This is a genomic window from Thermatribacter velox (genome assembly GCF_038396615.1).
Classification (GTDB): Bacteria; Atribacterota; Atribacteria; order Atribacterales; family Thermatribacteraceae; genus Thermatribacter; species Thermatribacter velox.
Window position 1 is genome coordinate 801,211 of sequence record NZ_CP121689.1, and the last position, 24,127, is coordinate 825,337.

At 45.5% G+C, this 24,127-nt stretch carries 19 protein-coding genes; all 19 read left to right on the forward strand.

From position 1 onward, the window contains the following. The first annotated feature begins 2 nt into the window (after positions 1-2). The 19 genes from QBE54_RS03990 (at position 3) to mreC (ending at position 24,127) form a co-directional block, all read left to right on the forward strand. The gene (locus QBE54_RS03990) at positions 3-1,379 is read left to right on the forward strand and encodes a TldD/PmbA family protein (protein WP_369019060.1); all 1,377 of its coding nucleotides are present in this window, start codon (positions 3-5) and stop codon (positions 1,377-1,379) included. Then, positions 1,379-2,692: a TldD/PmbA family protein gene (locus tag QBE54_RS03995; protein WP_369019061.1), complete on the forward strand. Its 1,314-nt coding sequence runs from the start codon at positions 1,379-1,381 to the stop codon at positions 2,690-2,692. The genes QBE54_RS03990 and QBE54_RS03995 overlap by 1 nt, the downstream gene beginning before the upstream one ends. 84 nt (positions 2,693-2,776) lie before the next feature. Then, the gene (gene ileS / locus QBE54_RS04000) at positions 2,777-5,938 is read left to right on the forward strand and encodes an isoleucine--tRNA ligase (protein WP_369019062.1); all 3,162 of its coding nucleotides are present in this window, start codon (positions 2,777-2,779) and stop codon (positions 5,936-5,938) included. Then, complete coding sequence (locus QBE54_RS04005) at positions 5,932-7,293, forward strand: LysM peptidoglycan-binding domain-containing protein (RefSeq protein ID WP_369019063.1); 1,362 nt, start codon at positions 5,932-5,934, stop codon at positions 7,291-7,293. The genes ileS and QBE54_RS04005 overlap by 7 nt, the downstream gene beginning before the upstream one ends. 1 nt (position 7,294) lies before the next feature. Then, positions 7,295-7,846 carry an HDIG domain-containing metalloprotein gene (locus QBE54_RS04010; RefSeq protein ID WP_369019388.1) on the forward strand — a complete coding sequence of 184 codons (552 nt, stop codon included), beginning with the start codon at positions 7,295-7,297 and terminating at the stop codon, positions 7,844-7,846. Positions 7,847-8,100: 254 nt separating this feature from the next. Continuing rightward, positions 8,101-9,180 carry a DnaJ C-terminal domain-containing protein gene (locus QBE54_RS04015; RefSeq protein WP_369019064.1) on the forward strand — a complete coding sequence of 360 codons (1,080 nt, stop codon included), beginning with the start codon at positions 8,101-8,103 and terminating at the stop codon, positions 9,178-9,180. Positions 9,181-9,230: 50 nt separating this feature from the next. Beyond that, positions 9,231-11,654 carry an ATP-dependent Clp protease ATP-binding subunit gene (locus QBE54_RS04020; protein WP_369019065.1) on the forward strand — a complete coding sequence of 808 codons (2,424 nt, stop codon included), beginning with the start codon at positions 9,231-9,233 and terminating at the stop codon, positions 11,652-11,654. Positions 11,655-11,809: 155 nt separating this feature from the next. Further along, the gene (locus QBE54_RS04025; RefSeq protein ID WP_369019066.1) at positions 11,810-12,313 is read left to right on the forward strand and encodes an NAD(P)H-dependent oxidoreductase subunit E; all 504 of its coding nucleotides are present in this window, start codon (positions 11,810-11,812) and stop codon (positions 12,311-12,313) included. A 20-nt stretch (positions 12,314-12,333) separates the two neighbouring features. Then, positions 12,334-12,903, forward strand: a complete 570-nt coding sequence (locus QBE54_RS04030) for an ATP-binding protein (protein WP_369019067.1) — start codon at positions 12,334-12,336, stop codon at positions 12,901-12,903. Next, positions 12,893-13,258, forward strand: a complete 366-nt coding sequence (locus QBE54_RS04035; RefSeq protein ID WP_369019068.1) for a ferredoxin — start codon at positions 12,893-12,895, stop codon at positions 13,256-13,258. Before QBE54_RS04030 ends, QBE54_RS04035 begins: the two co-directional genes overlap by 11 nt. Before the next feature lie 23 nt (positions 13,259-13,281). After that, on the forward strand, positions 13,282-16,371 hold the full coding sequence (gene nuoF, locus QBE54_RS04040) for an NADH-quinone oxidoreductase subunit NuoF (RefSeq protein WP_369019069.1): 3,090 nt from the start codon (positions 13,282-13,284) through the stop codon (positions 16,369-16,371). Then, on the forward strand, positions 16,368-16,850 hold the full coding sequence (gene nuoE, locus QBE54_RS04045) for an NADH-quinone oxidoreductase subunit NuoE (RefSeq protein WP_369019070.1): 483 nt from the start codon (positions 16,368-16,370) through the stop codon (positions 16,848-16,850). Before nuoF (QBE54_RS04040) ends, nuoE begins: the two co-directional genes overlap by 4 nt. Before the next feature lie 12 nt (positions 16,851-16,862). Next, the gene (nuoF, locus tag QBE54_RS04050; protein WP_369019071.1) at positions 16,863-18,497 is read left to right on the forward strand and encodes an NADH-quinone oxidoreductase subunit NuoF; all 1,635 of its coding nucleotides are present in this window, start codon (positions 16,863-16,865) and stop codon (positions 18,495-18,497) included. Between the two features lie 27 nt (positions 18,498-18,524). Next, positions 18,525-20,291, forward strand: a complete 1,767-nt coding sequence (locus tag QBE54_RS04055; RefSeq protein ID WP_369019072.1) for an NADH-dependent [FeFe] hydrogenase, group A6 — start codon at positions 18,525-18,527, stop codon at positions 20,289-20,291. Between the two features lie 45 nt (positions 20,292-20,336). Next, positions 20,337-20,756 (forward strand): hypothetical protein, encoded by a 420-nt coding sequence (locus tag QBE54_RS04060; protein WP_369019073.1) that lies wholly within the window; start codon positions 20,337-20,339, stop codon positions 20,754-20,756. After that, positions 20,753-21,310 (forward strand): AmmeMemoRadiSam system protein A, encoded by a 558-nt coding sequence (gene amrA / locus QBE54_RS04065; RefSeq protein WP_369019074.1) that lies wholly within the window; start codon positions 20,753-20,755, stop codon positions 21,308-21,310. The genes QBE54_RS04060 and amrA overlap by 4 nt, the downstream gene beginning before the upstream one ends. Beyond that, positions 21,307-22,308 carry an AmmeMemoRadiSam system radical SAM enzyme gene (gene amrS / locus QBE54_RS04070; RefSeq protein WP_369019075.1) on the forward strand — a complete coding sequence of 334 codons (1,002 nt, stop codon included), beginning with the start codon at positions 21,307-21,309 and terminating at the stop codon, positions 22,306-22,308. Before amrA ends, amrS begins: the two co-directional genes overlap by 4 nt. Then, positions 22,305-23,333, forward strand: a complete 1,029-nt coding sequence (locus tag QBE54_RS04075) for an FAD:protein FMN transferase (protein WP_369019076.1) — start codon at positions 22,305-22,307, stop codon at positions 23,331-23,333. Before amrS ends, QBE54_RS04075 begins: the two co-directional genes overlap by 4 nt. Beyond that, on the forward strand, positions 23,330-24,127 hold the full coding sequence (gene mreC / locus QBE54_RS04080) for a rod shape-determining protein MreC (RefSeq protein ID WP_369019077.1): 798 nt from the start codon (positions 23,330-23,332) through the stop codon (positions 24,125-24,127). The genes QBE54_RS04075 and mreC overlap by 4 nt, the downstream gene beginning before the upstream one ends.

Genomic DNA, 24,127 nt, shown 5'->3' on the forward strand with positions numbered 1-24,127 from the left:
CGATGTTAGAGACCTTAAGAAAGGCTCTAAGGCTGGTTGGAAAGGAAGAGTATGTAGAAGTACGCTTGGAAAAAATAGTTTCTACTCGCCTCACCCTTCAGAATGGTTGTATAGAAGCACTTAAGGAAGAAGAGATAATGGGTGGATATGTGCGGGTTTTTAGGAGTGGTTTTGGGTGGTATTTTGAGACTTTTTCAGGATGGGAAAACATCCTGGAGAAGATTAGGAGCGCTTTACATAGCGCTTCTCTTAAAAACCCGACTGCTTTTCACTCGGGTGTTGTCAGGGGTGAGGCGTTCGAAGATGAGCATCTGGCTCAACTTGAGGAGGATTTTCGCTGTGTGCCTTTTGAAGAAAAGGTAAAGATTGCCAGATGTTATGCTGAACTGATGCCTGAAGTCTCAAGTTTTCTGGTTAACTCCTCGGTAGACTATCGAGACGAATTTCGAGAAATTTATCTGGCAAATTCAGACGGGACGCTGCTCCATCTGGAAAAGCCAGATATCAGTATGGTTTTTACTGCGGTTTGCAGGAAAGGGGATGTCATCGAGCTTTATCGCAATGGAGTGGCCAGAAGAGCAGGGTTAGAAGCGGTGAAAGGGCTTGAGGCTCTGGCGAAAGAAGTGGTTGCTCGCGCGGCATCTCTTCTTGAGGCCAGACCTTTGCCTGGTGGGGTATATGACGTAGTATTGGATCCTACCTTAGCGGGTGTTTTCATTCATGAAGCGTTTGGGCATCTTAGTGAAGCCGATTTTCTCTACCATAACGAGCGACTTAAAAAGGAAATGACTCTGGGCCGAAGAGTTGCCTCACCATTGCTTTCAGTTTTTGATGATGGGAGCGTAGATGGTTTGAGAGGGTCTTCGCCTTATGATGACGAGGGAATTCCTACTCGCAAAACCTATCTCATTCGTGAGGGTATTTTGACGGGCCGATTGCACTCCCGAGAGACTGCTTTTTCCATGCAGGAGGAATTAACCGGTAACGCACGTACGGTAGGGTTTATGTATGCTCCTCTGGTTAGGATGACTAACACAGCCATTGAGAGCGGAAAAACATCGAAAGAAGAACTTTTTGGAGATATAAAAAGAGGAGTGTACGCCGTGGAGTACCTGGGTGGCAATACAGCACTGGAGCTTTTTACCTTTTCTCCCGCATACGGTTTTTTAATCGAGAATGGGAAAATTACCGATATAGTTAAAAATTTTGTTTTAAGTGGTAATCTTTTTGAGACCCTTCAAAAAATTGACTGTATTGCTAATGATTTTGTTTGGAATGAGCTGGGTGGGTGTGGTAAGGGCTTGCAGATGGGTTTGCCTACTCCCACCGGCAGTCCCCATGTCAGGTTGAGGGAAACGCTCGTAGGAGGGAGCGAGTAATGTTTTCTGGATTGGAGAAGCTTGCCAGTAAAGGTATGGCGGGAGACCTTTATCGTGCCAAGGTAAAGTCAAAGACCGTTCGTTTTGAGGGTGGCATTTTAAGGCAGTGTGAGGTCGAGGACTCTGATGGGTTTGGACTCAGGGTTATCAACAACGAGGGCAGGCTGGGTTTCGTGGCCTTTAATTCTCCCTCTCTTTTTGAGGAGATGCTGGAGAAGGCCTGCTCAATCAGCAAGTTTGGTGACCAGGTAGCGTACACTCTACCCTCGTATCCCGTTTTAAAGGGTTGGGATAGCTTTGTGGACCGACGGGTGGTTGATATTGATTTTGCCGAGATGATAGAGATAGGAACTTATGTCATCGACCGCATCAGGGAAGAATATCCGGAAGTCGTTTTAAATCTCAGTGTAAAAGCCGGGACGGAAAAGAAAGAGCTTGTGAACCATCATCAAGAGATGCTTTCTTTCGAACGAACCTTTTTTGGGGTAGAAGCTGAAGTGAATTTGACCAGAGAATCAGATATCCTGGAATTCTCTGTGGAGAGATTTTGGGGTAATCGTGATATTGACCTGGACCACTTTATCAGCGAGATACTTTTCAGGTTGGAATTTTCGCAGAAGGAATGTAGGGTTGAAGGTGGAGCTTATCCCGTTCTTTTCACTCCCCAGGGTTTGCTGGTTTTACTTTATCCTCTTTTTTACGCTTTGAATGGCAGAAATATTGCCTTTAATCGCTCTTTTCTGAAGGGCAAGTTGGGAAAACTGGTTTTTTCTCCACTTCTATCTCTTGCTGAAGTGCCTTACGAAGCCTGGACACTTGGTTCCTGTCCTTTTGATGATGAAGGGATTATGACTGTCCGGGAGAGGGAACTGATTGTGGCTGGAGAAGTCAAATCGGCCTTTTGGGATCTTTTTTCTGCTTTTCTGGAAGGCGTTGAACCTTCTGGGAATGGTTTCAGACAATCCTATCGAACTCTTCCCTATCCTGAGCTTTCCTGTGTTAAGATTAAAGGAGGGTTAAGGAGCCAGGAGACCCTTATTGAAGAGCTGGAAAAAGGATTGATTGTGGATAGTGTCCTGGGTTTAGGTCAGAGTAATGTTTCTGCTGGGCACTTTTCTTGCAATGTAAACTTGGGTTTTTACGTTGAGGACGGGGAAATACGAGGACGGGTCAAAAATGTGATGATTAGCGGTAATGCCTTTGAAGCCCTTAGAAACATTCAAGAAGTTTCCAGAGATGCTCGCTGGGTCTATGGCAGGTGGCTTTTGCCCTGGATGGTTGTAGAGCCAATAAGAGCGGATGCCAAAGCTTAGTACTTGAGACTGATTTGTTTACAGTATGCAGATAATCCTGTTTTGGTTGAAAAACAGCTGATTACAAAGGAAGGTGAAGGAGTAGTGTTTGAGCAAGTGGACCTTAAAACAGAATGGGGGAAATTTGAAGAGGAAATTCTGGAGTTCTGGAAGCGAAATTCGATTTTTGAAAAAAGCCTTAGGCAACGCGAGCAGAGCCCTCGTTTTGTTTTTTATGAAGGTCCCCCCACTGCCAATGGCTATCCTCATGCCGGGCACGTGATTGGAAGGAGTATAAAGGATCTCATTCCCCGCTATAAGACGATGTGTGGTTATTACGTTCCCAGAAAAGCAGGTTGGGATACCCATGGTTTGCCGGTAGAACTCGAGGTTGAAAAGGAACTGGGAATTTCTGGCAAACCTCAAATTGAAGAGTATGGAATTGACCGCTTCAACAAAAAATGCAAAGAAAGTGTATTGAAGTACATTCGGGAATGGGAAAAGCTCACCGAGAGAATAGGCATCTGGATGGACCTTAATAATCCCTATATTACCTTTGACAATAGTTACATAGAGAGTTTGTGGTGGGTTTTGAAGCAACTTTGGGATAAGGGTTTACTTTATCAGGGCTACAAAGTGCTTCCTTACTGTGCTCGTTGTGGCACTTCGCTTTCCAGCCACGAAGTGGCACTTGGATATCGTGATACTGAGGACCCTAGTGTTTTTGTTAAGTTTAGAATTGCTGGGCAGGAAAAGGCATATTTCCTGGTGTGGACTACAACTCCCTGGACCTTAGTAGCCAATGTTGCGCTTGCAGTGGGGAAAGAACTTGAGTATCTCGAGGTAGAACACCTTACTTCTCAGGAAAGGTTTATCCTTAGCCAGCAAGGTTTTGAGCGCATTTTCACCCCTGAAGAAAGAAAAGAGTTCAAAGTTGTTCGTTCCCTGAAAGGTAAGGACTTAATTGGGTTACGTTATGAACCTTTGATGGATTTTCTGAGAGCTGAGAAGGGTTACCAGGTCTTTGGAGCAGATTTTGTTTCTACAGAGGAAGGAACGGGCATCGTGCATATTGCTCCTGCCTTTGGTGAAGATGATATGGCTTTGGCCAGAGAATATGACCTTCCCGTCTTGCAGCCAGTTAAACCTGACGGCACTTATTCTGATGAAGTGTTTCTCTGGAAGGGAATGTGGGTTAAGGATGCAGACCCCTTGATTATTGAATACCTGAGAGAGCAAAATAAGCTTTTCCGAGTGGAGACGTATCGTCACACTTATCCTTTTTGCTGGAGGTGTGATACGCCTCTTTTGTACTACGCTAAGGAAAGCTGGTTTATCAAGACTACTGCCTTCCGAGACCTCCTTATCGAGAATAATCGCAAAATCAACTGGTTTCCGCCTCATATTCAGGAAGGAAGGTTTGGGAATTTCCTTGAAAACGTGGTCGATTGGGCTCTTTCTCGGGAGCGCTACTGGGGAACACCTCTGAATATATGGGTTTGTGAAAACTGTAATTCTAAAGAAGCCATAGGTTCAATAGCCGAACTTCGTTCTCGATCTCTGAAAAGGCTTGACAGCATTGAGTTACATCGCCCTTATGTGGATGAGGTTATTATACAGTGTCCTCATTGTTCTGGTGTCATGCGTCGGGTCAAGGAAGTCATTGACTGCTGGTTTGATTCGGGTGCGATGTTTGTGGCGCAATATCATTACCCTTTCGAGAACCAGGAAGAGTTTGCGCGGAGTTTTCCGGCTGATTTTATATGCGAAGCCATAGACCAAACTCGAGGCTGGTTTTACAGCTTGCATGTGCTGGCTACTCTGTTATTTGCGTCTCCTGCCTATCGTAACTGTTTGGTAACCGAGCTTGGTTTGGACGAAAAGGGGCAGAAAATGAGCAAACACATTGGTAATGTGATTAGCCCCTGGGAACTGATTTCCATGTATGGTGCTGATGTGCTGCGCTGGTACGTTTTCTCAGTTTCTCCTCCCTGGATGCCCAAACGCTTTGGCAAAAAGGCACTGGGTGAGGTGTTCAGTAAGTTCTTCAGTACCTTCTGGAATGTTTTTAACTTTTTCGTTACCTATGCTAATATTGATGGTTTTGAACCCGAGTGCCTTCCAGAATGGGATATCGAGAGGGGCAACGTTTTTGACCGCTGGATTGTTGCTCGTCTCCACTTCTTGATAAACGAGGTAAGAAGTTGCCTGGAATCTTTTGAAATTTCCAAGGCTGCTAAAGCTATCGAGTACTTTGTGGTGGAGGACTTGAGTAACTGGTATATAAGGCGTTCAAGAAGACGTTTCTGGAAGGAAGGTTGGGACGAAGATAAAGAGAGTGCCTATAAAACGCTTTTTAGAGTGTTGTTTGAATTAAGTCGCTTAATGGCTCCCTTTGTTCCCTTTGCTGCTGAGCTTGCTTATCAGCGTTTAACGCAAGGGATTCGGCAGAAAAGGGAGAGTGTTCATCTTGAAGATTACCCTTTGTCTCGGGAAGAATTGTTGGACAAAGAACTTGTTGCCACCATGGAGGTAGTGCGAACGCTTGCTAACCTGGGTAGGTCAGTCCGTAACAAAATCAACATCAAGCTCCGCCAGCCTCTGAGAAAAGCTTTGCTGGTTGTGCCTGAGGTGAGTGAGCGAGAACGTGCACGCCAATTCGAAAATTTATTGAAAGAGGAGCTTAACGTTAAACAGGTGGCCTGGCTTGAGCACTTGCCTGAAGAGGTACAAATCGTTTTGAAGCCTAACTTTAAGGAATTAGGTCCTCGTTTTGGAACAAAAGTTAAAGAAATCGCCGGTTTTTTGGCTAAATGCTCACGAGACGAAGCCCTGCGTTTGTTTGAACAGGGAGAGCTTGTTCTCCATTTGGAAGACGGACCGATTGTTTTATCACATTCAGAGGTTGAGGTTCTTCTTAAAACAACGGGCACTTTGCACATGGAAAGTGCGGGTAAGTATGCAGTTATCCTTGATGCGGCCTTAGATGAGGAACTCAGGAAAGAAGGAATAGTTAGGGACGTCATTCATCGTGTACAGTTAATGCGCAAGGAAGCGGGTTTTGAGATCACTGACCGCATAGTGCTTTTGGTTGATGACTCCACAGCAGAGCCGTTAAAGCAAGTTTTTCTTGAACTTGCGCCCTTGATTCGAGAAGAAGTCCTGGCCAAAGAAATTGTTTTTGGCAAAATTGATGGCAACCAGATTTTTAAAGAAGAGTTCCAGGTTTCGGGAATGAAAGCGATTCTCGGAGTTAAAAAATGCTGAAAATCCGGAATTTTCTGGTATTTTTTACTATAAGCTTAATCCTGTTTTTCCTAACTGTTTCTGCCTGGCCTTCTGACGTGCGTTATGTGGTGAAGCCGGGTGATACACTCTGGGTAATTTCCAGAAGGTGTGGTGTTTCCCTTGAGAACCTTATGAAGGCTAACGGTTTGACCGAAGACAGTGTTTTGCAGATTGGAACTGAGCTGCTCATCCCTTCGGTGAATGATTCCTCTCAGGTTAAGTACCAGGTGAGGCCTGGAGATACTCTTTGGGCGATATCCAGGTCTTTTGGGGTGTCACTGAAAAGCTTGATGGAGGCAAACGGGTTGAGTGAACAAAGCATTCTCAGAGAGGGTCAAACTATTGTTATTCCTACTGGGGAAGCGCCACAGGCTGGTGATGGGCAGAAGAGAGAGGAGCTTCTTACTGCTACCACGAGACACCGGGTTCAGAAGGGGGAATCGCTCTGGTTGATTTCTCGTTTTTATGGAGTGGATATGCGTAGCATCATGGAAGCAAACGGGCTTGATGAGAACTCGGTTTTGCAAGTGGGTATGGAGCTCGTAATTCCTCTTGGAGAGTTTCAAAAAATTGAATCTCCAGAGCATCCAGCTGTTGCCAGTGAAAAAGAACAGGAGATGCAGGTCTATGAGGTGTGTCCAGGTGACACTTTGTGGTCAATCTCTCGCCGTTTTGGAGTTTCCATTAACTCGCTTCTTGTAGCCAATAATCTTTCTAACCCTGATAAGCTAAAAGTTGGCCAGAGCCTGGTTATCCCTCCTGCTCAGAAAGTTACTGCTTTTTCTCAAGATTACGTAGTTTACGAGATTCAAAAAGGTGACACCCTGTGGTCAATTTCTCGAAGGTTTAAGGTTTCTATGGAGCTTCTGGCGAGTGTGAATGGTTTAACGGAGCGGAGTATACTCAGGATTGGCCAGAAAATTCGTATTCCTTCTCACCTTGCTCCAAATTACGGAGGTGGGGGAGGCTTTACGTGGCCGCTTCGGGGACGCATTACTTCGTACTTTGAAAGAAGGAGCAGGAACTTTCACTATGGAATAGATATTGCAGCTCCTCCTGGCTCGATTATCAGAGCAGCCCAGAGTGGTGTGGTGACTTATAGTGGTTGGATGAGTGGTTATGGAAGAGTGGTTATTATTTCCCATCCTAATGGTTTTCAGACGCTTTATGCACATAACTCGGCCAATCTGGTTACTCGAGGAGAACGGGTTAATCGTGGAGACCCTATCGCCCGAGTGGGACGCACTGGCAATGCTACTGGCTATCATCTCCATTTTGAAGTAAGGGTTAACAATAAAGCGGTAGATCCTCTTCAATATTTGCGAGGTGGATAGTTTGGAAAGAGAAGAAGCAATAAGGCTTTTGAAAAAACGCCTCAGAAACCCAAATCTTATCAAACACGCCCTTGCTTGTGAAAGCATTATGGCTGCACTTGCCCGAAAATTGGGAAAAGACCCTACTTCCTGGTCACTGGTGGGTCTTTTGCACGATATTGATTATGAGCAGACTAAGGACAATCCCGCTTATCATGGATTAATTGGCGCAGAAATGCTTGTTGATTTAGGATTGGGGGAGGAAGTCTTGAGGGCCATTAAGGCGCACAATCCAGCGACGGGTTTTTCCCCTCAGAACAAGCTGGAATGGGCTATTTTTTGTGTAGACCCAACCAGCGGTTTCATCGTGGCCTGCGCACTTATTCATCCTCAAAAGAAATTGGCCCCCCTTGATCTGGAGTTTCTGTTGAATCGCTTTAAGGAAAAGAGTTTTGCCAGGGGTGCTGACCGGGAGCAGATAAGAAGTTGCGAAGAATTGGGGCTTTCTCTTGAGGATTTTCTTTCCCTTTCTCTTGCAGCTATGAAAGAGAAAAGCCAGGAGCTTGGTTTGTAGTTTTTAACCTGCACAGGGGTCGAACTATCTATCCCACTTATGGTCCAGATTTTTTCGGTTTTACTTGGGCTTTATTTACTGCTTTTTTTCTGGTATCTTTCTTATAAGGGTTTCCTCTGCTTGGACTTTCCAAAAGTTCTTGGTATTCAATAAGTTCGAGGTAGTGTTTTGTTGACAACTTGCAGGGGAGATATTATAATGCTCGTGAAGGTCAAAGAAGGTAAAATTAACCCGTAAGGATGGTTGGTGGCGGTATGGAATTTAAAGATTACTACAAAATACTGGGAGTTGATAGAAACGCTGATGAAAAGGAAATAAAACGCGCTTATCGGCGACTGGCAAGAAAATATCATCCAGATCTGAACCCAGGCGATAAAGAAGCAGAAAAAAAATTCAAGGAAATTAATGAAGCCTATGAGGTTTTGAGTGACCCCGAAAAACGAAAAAGGTATGATGAACTTGGAGCCGCCTGGAATACCTATGGACAACAAAATACGGAGCAGTTCTGGCAAGATTTTTATCGCAAGTATGGGGCTTCTGGACAACGGTATTATACTGCGGGTGAGGCACAGGCAGAGTGGGGTGGTTTTGAAGATTTTAGCGACTTTTTCAAAATACTCTTCGGTGATATTTTTTCTTCAGAGAGACCTTCTGGGAGAGGATTCAGGGTATATCGTACCTATCGGAGCAGTCCTTTTGCAGAGCATACTACTAAAAAAGAAACTCCGACTTCAGAACCTACCCATGAAGTGGAAATTAGTCTGGAGGAAGTGTATCGGGGGACCACCAGAAATATAAAAGTTGCCTTTGATGAAATATGTAGTGCCTGCTCTGGTACTGGTAAAAGTGGTAACTTTGGAGTGTGTTCATCTTGTAATGGAGAAGGAGTAATTAGGAAAAGCAAAACAGTTAATGTAACCATACCTCCAGGCCTGGATGATGGGTCAAAGCTGCGCATCCCAGGTGTTGCTGGTGGTAGAGATCTTTATTTGCGGATCAAAATAAAACCCCATCCAGTTTTCCGTAAAGAAGGTTCGAATTTGAGCCTGGATTTACCGGTAACTCTTTATGAAGCTTTGCTGGGAGCGGAGGTTGAAATTCCTCTCTTAGATGGTAAAAAAGTCAGATTGAAAATTCCTCCTGAAACCCAAAATGGTACTGTGTTGCGCTTAAAGGGTTTGGGTTTTGTAGATCCTAAAACTAAGGAAAAAGGCGATTTGCTGGTCAAAGTACAGGTAGTTTTACCTCGCCAGTTAAGCGCTAAGGAAAAAGAGTTGTTCCAAGAACTGGCTACTTTGAGACACGAAAATCCGAGACTTAATTTGGTTTCTTAATAATTGGCATTTGAGATGAATAAATTTCCTAAGAGAAGGAGGTTTGAGCGATGCAGTTTGATCGTTTTACAGAAAAGGCACGTGAAGTGATTTCTATTGCTCAGGATATTCTCATAGAGTCCCATCATAACCAGCTTGATGTAGAGCATATTCTTCTCGCTCTTTTAAAACAACCAGAAGGCTTGGCTTCACAGATAATTTCTCGCTGTGGTGTTGACCCCCAGGTTTTGCAGCGAGAGCTTGAAGATGCTTTAGAGCGCCTGCCCAAGGTTTATCAGCATGGTTCAGAGTTGCAGATTTACCTGACGCCACGAGCAAAATCGGTTCTGGATGGTGCTATTGAGGAAGCCCAGAGGCTTAAAGACACCTATGTGGGTGTAGAGCACCTTCTGATTGCTGTTGCACGGGAGGAAAGCGGGGTGAGCCATCGTATCCTGAAGGCTTATGGTCTGGATGTTGAGAAGATTTACCGAGCACTTCAGGAAATAAGGGGGCAGAGAAGAGTGGATGATCCGTATGCGGAAGGGAAGTATATGGCGCTTGAAAAGTATGGCAGGGACCTGACTCAGCTGGCTAAAGAGGGCAAGCTGGATCCAGTAATAGGTAGGGATAAAGAAATTCAAAGAGTTATTCAGATTCTCTCTCGAAGAACTAAAAACAACCCTGTTTTGATTGGTGATCCTGGTGTGGGCAAGACAGCCATCGTGGAGGGTCTTGCTCAAAGAATTGTACAAGGAAACGTCCCAGAGAGTTTGAAAGGGAAGAGAATTGTTGCTCTTGACATGGGTGCACTACTTGCGGGAGCGAAGTTCAGAGGAGAATTTGAGGAGCGTCTAAAGTCGGTTCTTGAAGAAGTTCAGAAGTCACAGGGCAAAATTATCCTGTTTATAGACGAACTACACACCGTGGTGGGGGCTGGAGCGGCAGAAGGGGCCATTGACGCTGCTAACATGCTCAAGCCAGCGTTAGCTCGAGGAGAGCTCCAGTGTATCGGAGCTACCACTCTTGATGAATACCGTAAATATATTGAGAAAGATCCTGCTTTGGAGCGAAGATTTCAGCCGGTTTTCGTTTCCGAACCTTCCGTTGAAGAGAGTAAAGAAATTTTGAGGGGTTTGCGAGACAAGTATGAAGCCTACCATAAGGTGAAAATCAGTGACGAAGCAATCGATGCAGCCTGTCGTCTGTCGGACAAATATATTACTGATCGCTTTTTACCCGATAAAGCTATTGACCTTCTTGATGAGGCAGCCAGTAAAAAGAGAATAGAACTGCAAAGTGTTCCTCCTGAAATCAAGGCAATGGAGGAACGACTGCAGGAGCTTGCTAAAGAAGGTATGGCAGCGGTACAGGCGCAGGAGTATGAAAAGGCAGCTCGTCTTAGGGACGAAGCTGAAGCCCTGCAAAGCGAATATATTAAAGCGAAAGAAGAGTGGATGCAAAACAAAAGAATTAATGAAGTGATAAGTGAGGAAGACATAGCAGAAGTAGTTTCCAGCTGGACTGGTATTCCGGTTGGACGTTTACTTCAAAAAGAGAAAGAAAGGTTAATCCGAATGGAAGATGAACTCCACAAGCGCTTAATTGACCAGGAAGAGGCAGTGAGAGCAGTTGCTGAAGCGATAAGGCGTTCTCGTGCTGGTATAGCTGAGGCGAACAGACCAGTTGGCTCTTTTCTTTTCCTTGGTCCTACCGGTGTGGGTAAAACCGAACTGGCTAAAACCCTGGCTGAATTCCTGTTTGGAGATGAAAACGCGCTTTTGCGTATTGATATGTCTGAGTATATGGAAAAGCACTCTGTTGCTCGCCTGATAGGTGCACCTCCTGGTTATGTGGGTTATGAAGAAGGTGGCCAATTAACCGAGGTAGTGCGAAGAAGACCTTATCAGGTGATTCTTTTTGACGAAATAGAGAAGGCACATCCCGATGTTTTTAACATCCTTTTGCAAATTCTTGATGACGGAAGACTGACCGACGGTCAGGGTAGAACAGTTGATTTTAAGAATACGGTTATTATAATGACTTCTAATCTGGGCAGTCACTATTTCAGAAATGTTGACCCTGAAAACGCGGAAGAACTGCGGAGAGTAAAAAACAAGGTTTTAGAGGAAGTGCATAGTAGATTAAAGCCCGAGTTTATTAACCGCATTGATGAAATAGTGGTATTTAATCCTTTGCGCAAAGAAGATATTAAAAAAATCGTTGATCTTATGGTGTCCAGGTTGCGAAAGCGGTTGCAAGAACAAGGTATGGACCTGGTTCTTACAGAAGAGGTCAAAGAATTCCTTGCTGAAGCAGGCTATGACCCCGATTATGGGGCCCGACCTTTGCGGAGATTGATTCAAAAACAAATAGAAGCTCCCCTCTCTGGTGAGCTCATAAGAGGTACCTTTCAAGAAGGAGATGTTATAGAAGCATATCTTGATGACAGCAATCAGATTCGTTTTCGAAAATTAGAAAAAGTGAGCATTTAATTGCGGATTCGAGCCTGGAAAGGTAGTAAACAAGATATGGGCGGTAAAAATTAAATAATTTTAAAATTGATAAGTGATTTGCTTCACTTTTTTTGAAATTCGGTTTATAATAACCCAAAGTTTGGGTGAGAAATTTGTTTTAGGGGGAGATAGTGGTGGCTAACCTTGAAGTAGAAGAAAGAACCAGAGATATGGAGATTTCTTCTGAACTTGAAGACACCTTGCTTGGTGTTTTATCCCGCTTTAAAGGGAAAAAGGGTGTTCTTATCCAAGCCTTGCATGCGGTGCAAAACATAGTTGGTTATTTACCACCTTCGGTGCTAAGAATCGTTGCGCGTGAACTTGATGTTCCTCTTAGCGAGGTTTATGGAGTGGTAACTTTTTACCACTTCTTTTCTATGAAACCGCGTGGAAAGCATGTTATTCAGGTGTGTCTGGGTACTGCCTGCTATGTGCGGGGAGGACAGGAAATCCTGGACAAGATTCAGAAAGAGCTGGGAATAGGGGTTGGGGAGGTTACTGAGGATGGTCTTTATTCGGTTGAAGTGATGCGCTGTGCTGGAGCATGCGGTCTTGCGCCAGTGGTGCGTATAGACAACGACGTTCATAAAAGAGTGAATCCTTCTCAGATTATGGAAATTATTAGCAATTACACCTGAGGTACCGGATGAATAGATGAATGAAAGACCTCTCTCTTCATATTCTGGATCTGGTTGAAAATTCTCTTCGAGCTGGGGCCAGTAAAGTGACTATTGGTGTTTTTGAGGATACGTCTTCTGACACCTTGCAGTTGCTTATTAAGGACAACGGTAAAGGTATGGAAGAGCATGTCTTGAAGCACGTTTTTGACCCCTTTTTTACTGGTCAAAACAAGAGGAAAAAAATCGGTTTGGGACTTCCGCTCATCAAGCAGCTTGCTGAACAGTGCGAAGGAAATGTCCGTTTGAGTTCTCAGAAAGGCAAGGGAACCGAGCTGATTGTCACCTTTAAAAGGAGCCACATTGACCTTCCTCCGCTTGGCGATATTGCCGAGACTCTGGTTGCTCTGATTGTTGCCAACCCAGAAGTAGAGTTTGAGTTTGTACATAACGTGGATGGCGTTGAGTGGCGTTTTAGTAGCAAGGAACTCTTAGAGTATCTTGGAGTGGATAGCCCTGAGGATTTGCCAGCTGTCTTGCCGGCTGTTAAGGAGTGGATTAATTTTCAGGAAAAGTCTTTTCGAGAAGGAGGCGTAAATGATGAAAATTAAAAGCATTGAGGACCTCAAGAGAATTAAGGAGGAAGCTCAAAAAAACGTTGCTCTACGGGAAGGGAAAGCAAAGTATAAGGTTACGGTGCACATGGGAACCTGTGGCATTGCTGCAGGAGCCAGGCAAATTATGTCTGCGGTCCTGGATGAAATAAGCAGGCGCAACCTGAAAGACGTGGTAGTGACTCAGGCGGGGTGTATTGGCCTCTGCGATAGAGAACCCTTGATAAGCGTTGAGAATGGTTCACAAAAGGTCCTCTATGGAAACTTAACCCCAGAGAAGGCAAGGCAAGTTGTGGTTTCGCACCTTGTCAATGGTCAAATTGTGGGTGAATGGGTAATTCACACTGAATAGAGAAGAGGTTGGGAGGTAACGTTATGAATGGGATGGAAAGGTGTCAGGTGCTTTTGTGTGCTGGTGCGGCCTGTATTTCTTCGGGTGCACTTAAAGTAAAAGAGGCATTGGTAAAAGAACTTCAAAAAAACGGTTTGGATAATGAGGTCCGTTTGATAGAAACCGGGTGTGTTGGTCCCTGCAATCTTGGTCCTTTGATGATCATTTATCCGGAAGGGGTTTTTTACCAGAGGGTGACCGTTGAAGATGTGCAGGAAATAGTGGAAGAGCACCTTTTGAAAGGAAGAGTTGTAGATAGGCTTCTTTATCAGCCTTCTGAAGATGAAAGACGTAAGTTTATTCAGGAAATCGATTTTTTCAAAAAGCAGGTTAAAATCGCCCTGCGCAACAGTGGTTTTATTAATCCTTTAAATATCGAGGAGTACATTGCCCGTGACGGGTATCAGGCTCTAGCCAAGGTGCTTTCTTCAATGACTCCTGAAGAAGTCATTGAAGAAGTGAAAAAATCTGGTCTGAGAGGCCGTGGTGGGGCAGGTTTTCCGACCGGGCTGAAATGGGAATTTACCCGAAAGTCACCTGGAGATGAAAAATATGTTATCTGTAATGCTGATGAGGGTGATCCGGGTGCTTTTATGGATCGTAGCATACTTGAGGGAGACCCTCATTCGGTTCTCGAAGCCATGGCCATAGCGGGTTATGCAGTTGGAGCCTCTCAGGGGTATGTTTATGTGCGAGCTGAGTATCCGCTGGCCGTGGAGCGCTTGCAACACGCTATTGAGCAGGCCAGAGAGTATGGTCTTTTGGGCGAAAACATTCTGGGGACGGGCTTTAATTTTGACATAGAAATAAGAATTGGGGCTGGTGCTTTCGTGTGTGGTGAAGAGACTGCCCTTATCGCTTCTGTAGAGGGGAAAAGAGGAATGCCCCGACCCAAACCTCCTTTCCCAGCTTCTGAGGGCCTGTGGGGTAAACCAACCTTAATTAACAATGTGGAAACTTATGCCAACATTCCTCCTATCATCTTGAATGGGGCAGATTGGTTCAGAGCCATTGGTACTGAAGGAAGCAAAGGTACCAAAGTTTTTGCACTTGCTGGAGATATTCAGAACACTGGTCTTGTTGAAGTTCCCATGGGAATTACTCTTGGTGAAATTGTCTATGACCTTGGTGGAGGGGTTCGAGGCGGAAAGAAATTCAAAGCAGTACAGATTGGCGGTCCTTCTGGAGGGTGCATTCCCCGCGAGTACCTTAACGTTGAAATAGATTATGACTCACTTAAGGAGCTGGGAGCAATCATGGGTTCAGGTGGTCTCATCGTAATGGATGAGGACACCTGTATGGTTGACCTTGCTCGTTTCTTCTTGGAATTTGTTCAGGATGAGTCATGTGGTAAGTGTACGCCCTGCCGTATAGGCACCAAGCGGATGCTGGAAATTTTGCAGAGGATTACCAACGGCGAAGGTAGAGAGGGAGACATTGAATTACTTGAAGACTTGGCCAAACAGATAAAGGCGACTGCTCTTTGTGGTTTAGGACAGACTGCTCCTAATCCGGTTTTGAGCACTTTGCGCTACTTCAGAGATGAATATGAAGCTCATATACGGGAAAAACGATGCCCTGCTGTTGTCTGTCGTCCGCTGTTCAGAGCTCCTTGTCAGCATGCCTGTCCTCTGGGTATAGACGTTCCTGGATATGTTGCACAGATTAAAGAAGGAAATTACATTGGGGCGTTGCAGATTATCCGTGAGGACAATCCTCTTCCTTCGGTTTGTGGAAGGGTTTGCAACCGCTACTGCGAAGCTAAATGTCGCCGCAGCCAGCTTGATGAACCAGTTGCCATAGATGACTTGAAACGTTTTGTGGCTGATTACGCTCGAGTGAACCGTTTAATGTTGCCTGTGGTTATGGAAAGAAAGCGCGACGCTAAGGTAGCTATAGTTGGTTCTGGTCCCGCAGGCCTTACCTGTGCTTACTTCCTGGCTCGGAAGGGATATTCGGTTACTGTTTTTGAAGCTCTTCCTGTGATTGGTGGAATGCTGGCGGTGGGCATTCCTCCTTATCGCTTGCCGAGAGAGGCTCTGGACTATGACCTAAAGCAGCTCCAGGCTATGGGAATAGACTTTCAGCCTAATAAGTGTTTGGGCAAGGACTTTACGTTGCAGGAGTTGCGAGAAAACTATGATGCGGTGTTCCTGGCTATAGGAGCCTGGAAGAGCATGCCACTTGGCATTCCTGGGGAGAACTTGAAGGGTGTTATCCCTGCTCTGGACCTCCTTAAAAAGGTTAATCTTGGCGAGCCTGTGGAAGTTCCCAAAAAAGCAGTAGTAGTTGGTGGTGGTAATGCCGCTATGGACGCTGCGCGGACGCTTTTGAGATTGGGCGCTGAAGAGGTAAACGTGGTATATCGCAGAACTCGTGAGGAAATGCCTGCTCTGTATGAGGAAATTGAAGATGCAGAAAAGGAAGGTATTGTGTTCCACTTCTTGATGGCTCCTCTGGAAATTCTGGGTGATGAAAAAGGGAATGTCAAGGGTATAAAATTGCAGAGGATGCGTCTCTCTGGGTTCGACCGTAGCGGAAGAAGAAGACCGGTACCTATTGAAGGTGCAGAAATTGTCCTGGATTGCGATCTGGTGGTGGCAGCCGTGGGTCAGGCTCCGAATCTGGAGGGATTTGCTGAAGGTATTACCCTGGATCATCGCGGCAACGTGGTTGTGGATAAGTATACTCTTTCTACTTCTTTACCCGGCGTTTTTGCTGGTGGAGACATGATTGGTGCTGAAGCAACGGTCGTAAGCGCTATGGCCTGCGGCAAAAAGGCTGCTTTTAGTATACATGATTATCTCAAAGAGGTGAAAGGCGAGGAAGAGGAGCTGGTGGTGCAACCTGAACGTCCTTCGATTATAGAAGAACCACCAGTGATAAAAGAAATTCCTCGCGTAAGGCCGCGCGAGATTCCGGTTAGAGAAAGAGTATGCAGTTTTGCCGAGGTTAAATTATGTCTGGACGAGGAAGCTGCACGTCTGGAAGCCGAGCGTTGCTTGCGCTGTGATCTCGAGAAAGTAATGAAGAAGTATCAGCAAATGGCAATGGTTGAGGAGGAAGAGGGATGATGGGCGCTATTACTGTTGATGACAAGCTTTTTGAAGAAGTGGACCAGATAATTGACCGCTATGCAGGAGAGGAAACTCCTCTCCTGTGCATCCTGCAGGATTTGAATGCTAAGTTTGGATACTTACCCCAACCTGTACTTCAGAGGGTTTCCAAAAAACTGGGTGTTCCAGCAAGCAAGGTGTATGGGGTGGCCACTTTTTACTCCTTTCTGGAAACCAGACCTGTGGGTAAGTATGTGATACGAGTTTGTAAGAGCACTCCCTGTCATGTTAGAGGTGCAACTGATGTGATTAAAATTCTAAAGAAAGAGCTGGGCATAAAAGAAGGAGAAACCACAAGGGATGGTCTTTTTACCCTTGAAGTTACCAGCTGCCTGGGAGTTTGTGGTGTTGCTCCTGCTATGATGATTAATGAAACAACTTACGGTAATCTTTCGGAAGGAAGAATCCGGGAGATACTGGCTCTTTACCGTCAGTGAAGGGGGATGAGTATGCTTTACAGGGCGCATGTGCTTGTGGAAGTAAGCAGCAATTCTGTACCCCTGGGGGCTTTGCAGATTAAAGAGCTTTTCTCTGCAGAGATCAAAAGACGAGGTCTTTCGCAAGAAGTACAGGTGTTGGAGACTGGGAGTTTGGGGAGTGAAATACCTTCGCCTTTTGTAGTAATATATCCCGACAACGTCATCTACGCTCCGGTTCACCCCCAGGATGTTCCAAGAATAGTTGAAGAACATCTGCTTAAAGGTCGCGTGGTAGAGGAACTGCGCTTTAAAACGCCTTCCTCTGGTGGTGTTGGTGAGCTGGTATCAACTTTTCCGCTTCAAAAAGAGCGGAGGGTGGTCTTGCGCAACAGTGGTTTTATAGACCCTAATAACATAGAAGATTACATTGCCCGTGACGGGTATCAGGCTCTGGCCAAGGTGCTCTCTTCGATGAAACCCCTGGATGTGATAGAGGAGGTAAAGGCTTCAGGTCTTTTGGGCCGTGGTGGAGCAGGTTTTCCGACCGGGCTGAAGTGGGAATTTACCTACAAAGCTCCTGGCGAGGAAAAATTTGTGGTATGCAATGCGGACGAGGGAGAACCAGGTACCTTTAAGGACAGATTAATCCTTGAGGGCGATCCGCATTCCATTATCGAGGCAATGACCATAGCGGGCTATGCGGTTGGAGCTTCGAAAGGGTACATATATGTACGCGCAGAGTATCCTCAAAGCATTGCACATCTGGAGAAAGCCATTAACCAGGCTCGAGAATATGGCCTTTTGGGAAAGGACATCCTGGGTTCAGGCTTTAGTTTTGATATTAAAATTCGCAAAGGAGCTGGTGCTTACGTTTGCGGGGAAGAGACAGCACTTCTTAATTCTATAGAGGGCGGGAGAGGTGAACCCCGCATCAAACCTCCTTATCCTCCCCAGAAGGGCTTGTGGGGTAAACCTACTGTTATCAATAATGTAGAAACCTTGGCCAACATACCCCCTATAATTCTCAATGGTGCGAAATGGTTTAAAAACATTGGTACTCCTACTTGTCCCGGCACCAAGGTGTTTACTCTCACCGGTAATATTGTTAATGCAGGGCTTATAGAAGTGCCTATGGGCATTACTCTGCGAGAGCTGATTTTTGAAATTGGAGGAGGTATTCCCGGAGGACGTGGTCTTAAGCTGGTGCAAACTGGGGGACCTTCGGGTGGAACCATGACACCGGAACTTCTGGATGTACCTATGGCTTTCGATACGCTTCCCAAATACAATTCCGCTCTGGGTTCAGGAGCACTCACGGTTATCGATGATAGCCATTGCATCGTTGACGTAGTAAAGAGCTTTGCAGAGTTTTTCTTACACGAGTCTTGTGGTAAGTGTACGCCTTGTCGTATCGGTAATAAGCGAATTGTCGAAATACTGGAAAATATCGAGAGGGGTAAGGGAACCAGAGAAAGCCTTGTCTTGCTGAAAGCGCTGGGAGAGAATATGAAAGCTACCGCTTTCTGTGGACTGGGGCAGGCAGCACCCAATCCTTTGTTGCGCTGTCTTCAGGTTTTCGAAGAGGAATTTGCCGCTCATGTTGAGGGCAAAACTTGTCCGGTGGGCGTTTGTAAGCTTGAGAAAAAAATGGTTTATGCCAAATAGAAATTGATTGGAGGAGTGAGGAGATCGATGGCTAAAGTTGTTGAGGGAGCGAAAAAGATCGAAATGGGTGAAAAACTGGTTACCATTTTTATTGATGGCAGAGAAGTTCAAGTTCCTGATGGTGTTACCATACTTGAAGCCTGTAAGATGGAGAAAATCCACATCCCTACTCTTTGCTATATGGAGGGATTGAGTAGCTGGGGTGGCTGTCGGATTTGCGTGGTTGAAGTGGAGGGCCAACCCAATCTGGTGGCTTCTTGTGTTACTCCGGTTCGTGAAGGCATGAAAATCCGGACCGTTTCTAAAAAAGTTCGAGAGGCCCGGAAGACTAATCTCGAACTCTTGCTTTCCAATCATCCTCTGGATTGCCAGCTCTGTGACCGCAATGGTTCCTGTGAGCTTCAGGAACTGGCCTATGAATTTGGAGTACGGGAAATCCGTTTTCAGGGTGAGCGAAAAACTTACGAAGTAGACCAGAGCAGTCCTTCGGTAAAGAGAGATGCTAACCGTTGTATTCTTTGTGGTCGCTGTGTCCGTACCTGTGCCGAGGTGCAAACGGTTTTTGCAATTGATTTTGCCAACCGAAGCTTTGACACTATTATCAGTCCCTCTTTAGGATTGCCCCTTGGACAGAGTGTATGCGTTAACTGTGGTCAGTGTATACTTTCCTGTCCTACTGGTGCTCTGTCTGAAGTCAGCCACATTGAAATGGTTTGGGATGCCATTGAAGACCCGGACAAATTTGTTATTTTGCAGACTGCTCCGGCAATACGAGTGAGCATTGGGGAACCTTTTGGTTTGCCACCAGGTACAGTTTCCACTGGTAAAATGGTGGCTGCTTTCAGGAGGCTTGGATTTGACAAAGTTTTTGATACCAACTTTGCGGCTGATTTGACCATAATCGAAGAGGGAACCGAGTTTATCAACCGCTTCAAAAAGGGTGGCAAACTTCCCTTGATAACCTCCTGTAGCCCGGGCTGGATTAAGTTTATGGAGCATTTCTATCCCGACCTCATGGAGAATGTCTCTACCTGCAAATCGCCGCAACAAATGTTTGGAGCTGTAGCCAAGACCTATTACGCCCAGAAGCTGGGTATCGACCCCAACAACATGGTGGTTGTTTCCATCATGCCCTGCACAGCCAAAAAATTTGAATGTCAGCGTGATGAAATGAGGTCCAGCGGTTGCCAGGATGTAGATTACTCACTGACTACCAGGGAAGCAGCACGCATGCTAAAAGAAAAAGGCATTGATTTGAAAGAAATGCCTGAAGAGGATTTCGATGACCCGCTGGGTATATCCACTGGGGCTGCTGCAGTTTTCGGTGCCACAGGAGGCGTTATGGAGGCAGCGCTGCGCTCGGTTTATGAAATTCTCACTGGTAAAACTCTGGGTAAAATTGATTTCTATGACGTGCGTGGAATAGAGGGCGTTAAAGAGGCCACGGTTAACATTGATGGAACCGCGGTTAATGTAGCAGTGGCTCATGGCCTGGGTAATGCACGCAAACTTCTGGACCGAGTGCGCTCGGGAGAAGCAAACTACCACTTTATTGAGATAATGGCTTGTCCTGGAGGGTGTATTGGTGGTGGTGGTCAGCCTATTCCCACTAACCTTGAAATACGGATGAGACGCATTGAAGCCATTTATGAGGTAGACCGTAAGCTCCCCCTGCGCAAGTCTCACGAAAATCCGGCTGTTAAGCAGCTTTATGAGGAGTTTTTGGGCGAGCCTAACGGAGAAAAAGCGCATCATCTCTTGCATACTCACTATGTGCCTCGAGAGAAAATGTAAACCGGATTTTGTTGGCCCCCTTAATGGGGGCTTTTTTTATTTCCAATGAACTCCCAGAAGCTGATACTGGCAATCGATCCTGGCCGAGAAAAAATCGGTGTGGCCATTCTTGACTTGGATGGTAACGTCCTATTCAGAGCTATTATGTCCTTTTCTGAGCTTACCTCCTGGTATGATAAAATAAATTCGGAGTGCAAATTTTTCAGAGTTGCTGTCGGTGATGGTACTGGGAAAGAGCAGATCGTTGGTTTTCTCGAACAACGAACAATTTCCTATACACTCGTTGACGAAAGAGGGAGTAGCGAAGAAGCGAGAAAGCTCTATTTTCGTGAACATCCTCCTCGGGGGTGGCGCAGGCTTATTCCTCGTTCTTTACTCTTTCCTGAAAGGAGTTTTGATGATTGGCAAGCTGTGGTTATTGGACGTAGGTTTCTTGAGCTAATTCAGAGGGAGGAGAATTTATGAATGCCCATTGTCCCAGAAACCACAAATTTGGAAAAGACATTACAGATCTTGCCTATCGCTCAATTGCTTATTTCTTAGAAAAAGGGTCAATTATGCCTCTTCCCCGAGACATTCATCCTGCTCTGTTGACCGAAAGAAAAGGAGCCTTTGTTTCCCTTAAGAAAAAGGGCAGACTGCGGGGATGTATAGGGACTTTTGTCCCTCAACGAGAGAACCTGGCTCTGGAAGTTATTCACAATGCGGTGGGAGCTGCTTTTGAAGACCCACGCTTTCCTCCGGTAGCGCCTGAAGAACTTGAGTTGCTGGATATCTCCGTTGATGTCCTATCCCCTCCTGAGCCAGTGGAAAGCTTAGAGGAACTGGACCCTCGCAAGTATGGGGTTATCGTGGAAAGCGGTTTTAGAAAAGGGTTGTTGTTGCCGGATATAGAGGGTGTTGACACCGTTGAGGAGCAAATTAGGATTGCCAGGGCTAAAGCTGGTATCGCACCTTATGAGCCGGTTAAAATTTATCGTTTTACGGTAGAAAGGTTTTTCAGAAAAGACTATCTATGAGAGAAGCTCGCTTTTTTGAAAAGCTTGAAAATAAACGAGTGCGCTGTTTGCTCTGTCCCCATCACTGTTTCATTGATGAAGGGAAAAGGGGTAATTGCCGGGTCAGGGAGAACCATGAAGGCGTGCTTTTTGTTCTTACTTACGGTAAGGTTGCTTCGTTGGCCATGGATCCAATAGAGAAAAAACCCTTATACCATTTTTTACCGGGTGCTTCCATCCTTTCTTTGGGAAGCGTAGGATGCAATCTGCACTGTTTATTTTGCCAAAATTGGGAGATATCGCAGAGTTCTGTAGCAGACTTTCCCCTTAGGGAACTTCCGCCTCAAAAGGTTGTCGAGCTTGCCTTGAGATATAGCTCGGTGGGCATTGCGTATACCTATAACGAACCTTTCGTTTTTTGGGAATATGTTTTTGATACCGCTTATTTAGCCAAGAAAGAGGACTTGGTCAACGTCTTGGTAACCAATGGATATGTTGAAGAACAACCCCTTGAAGAAATTTTGCCTCTAATTGATGCCATGAATGTAGACCTTAAATCTTTTGATGAAAATTTCTACCAAAGGATTTGTGGAGGGAAGCTGGAGCCAGTACTCAGAACCATAGAGCGTGCTTATCGGAGCGGAGTGCATGTTGAAATCACCCACCTTCTGATTGGTGGCTTGAACGATGATTTTGCATCTTTTGAAAAGATGATACAATGGATTTATGAGCTGAGTCCTGACCTACCGTTGCACATTTCTCGTTATTTTCCTGCTTACCAGCTTGATTTGCCTCCTACATCAGTAGAGTTATTGCAGAAAGCTTATGAAATCGCTTCCCAGAAACTTCGTTATGTTTATCTGGGAAACGTAGTTGAGGACCGGACTTCTACCACTTACTGTCCTTCTTGCGGGAATGCGGTTATAAAAAGAAGCGGTTATAGAGTTCGCTGTGAGGGTCTTAAGGGGAATTGCTGTGCATTTTGCGGGCAGCCTCTTCCTGTTGTAGTTCGGCGATGAATTTTAAGGTTGTAACCTGGTTACTGGCTTTCCCTTTGCTGATGGTTGCTCTGATTTTTGCTTTTTGGAAGGCGAGGGGATTTTCCTTAGAGTCTTTTTATCTTACCGGGTTTGATTCATTCATCGAGATCAGAGTCGAAGCTCACGAGCTTAGTAAACTCAGGCCTGAAGTCGAAAAGCTGGTTAGTGAGCTCGATAGGAAATGGAATCGTTTTGCTCCGGAGAGCGAGATTTACCTCTTGAATAATGCCCGGCGAAGGGTCAAGCTTTCTCCTGATACCATTTCCGTTTTGCAGGAAGCTCTGATTTTACAGCAAAAAACGGGAGGGTATTTTAACCCCTTTATGGCGTCTTTGGTAGATGCCTGGGGATTTTCTGGTGATAAGCCGTCAGTTCCAGACGAAAGCACGGTACGGAAACTTGTTCTGGATGTTCAAAAATCCAGTTTGGTCATTGACCCCGAAAACGGCGAAGCCCAGCTCCTGGGTTCAGGCAGTGTTGACCTGGGGGGTATTGGCAAGGGATATCTCGCCGATAAGATATCCTCCCTTTTTCGCAAAATGAGAATTTCGACCTTTTTAATCAATGCAGGAGGTACCGTCTTGGTCAGTGGAAGGGAGTTTCGTATTGGAATCAAAGACCCTCGTGGAGAAGGTATCATTGGGAGTATAAGCTTGAAGGAAGGAGCGGTGGCGACTTCTGGGGATTATTTTCGCTTTTTCATTGCCGATGGAAAAAGATATTTTCACATCTTGAACCCTTTTAGCGGCTTTCCCTGCAGAGACTTTCAGAGCGTAACGGTGGTTTCCAGGGAAGCTGCTTTAAGCGATGCTCTGGCTACTGCTTTAATGGCGGGTGGCAGAGAAGCGCTTTCTGTGATTGTCCAGAGTTTCCCGGCAATCGGGATATGCATTGTTGATGCCGAAGGTAAAGTGTTAATTACTCCCAATATGCTCAGTGAGTTTAAATTCAAGGTTACAAAGGAAATCAACTATTATTTGTTAAAGGCGGACCCGCGCTTATGAGAAAGGTATATATTGTGGGAGCCGTGATTGCTGTTATTTCTTTTCAATTTTTCGTTTTTTCGGTTTTGAGGGGTGGTATTCCCTTTGTTGAGGAATGGCGGGTGGTTAGCAAGGGTTTTTATCAGGGTGGTATGGTGGTCAAAAGGTCTTTTTTAAACGTTTGTACATACTTTGCTTCAAAACGGATGCTTCTTGAGGAAAACCAGCGACTCAAAATGGAAGTAGGCATCCTGGAAAATGAGAATTCCCTGTTGCGGGAAAGGATTCAAAAACTTGAAGCGGCGGTTGAAGCTCAGGAAATCGAAAAGGAAGTACCTTTTGAAATTGTGCCTGCTCAAGTAATTGGAAGCAGCCCTGAAGAGTGGTTAGGGATTCTGGTTATCGATGTGGGAGAGAAACAGGGAATCAGAAAAGGTTTACCGGTGGTTACCTACCAGGGGCTGGTTGGGCGAGTGGAAAAAGTGTATCGCAGTTATGCTGTGGTCAGGACGATTCTGAGCTCCTCGTTTACGGCAGGTGTGCTGGTGCAGCGGACCAGAGATATTGGGATGGTGGTTGGTAGCGGTGACGGTTTGTGCAGTGTTGAGTACATTCTCCGAGGTGCTGGAGTGCAAAAAGGCGACCTGGTGGTAACCTCAGGCATAAGTGAGGGGATGCCAAGAGGTATAGTGGTAGGAAAAGTGGAAGAAGTGGTAGAAAAACCGGGTCAGCTTTTTAAGGAAATAATTCTGCGTCCCAGCTGTGATTTTGATTTCCTCAGCAGGGTCTTTGTGGTTGTAGGCGAGAAGGGTTGA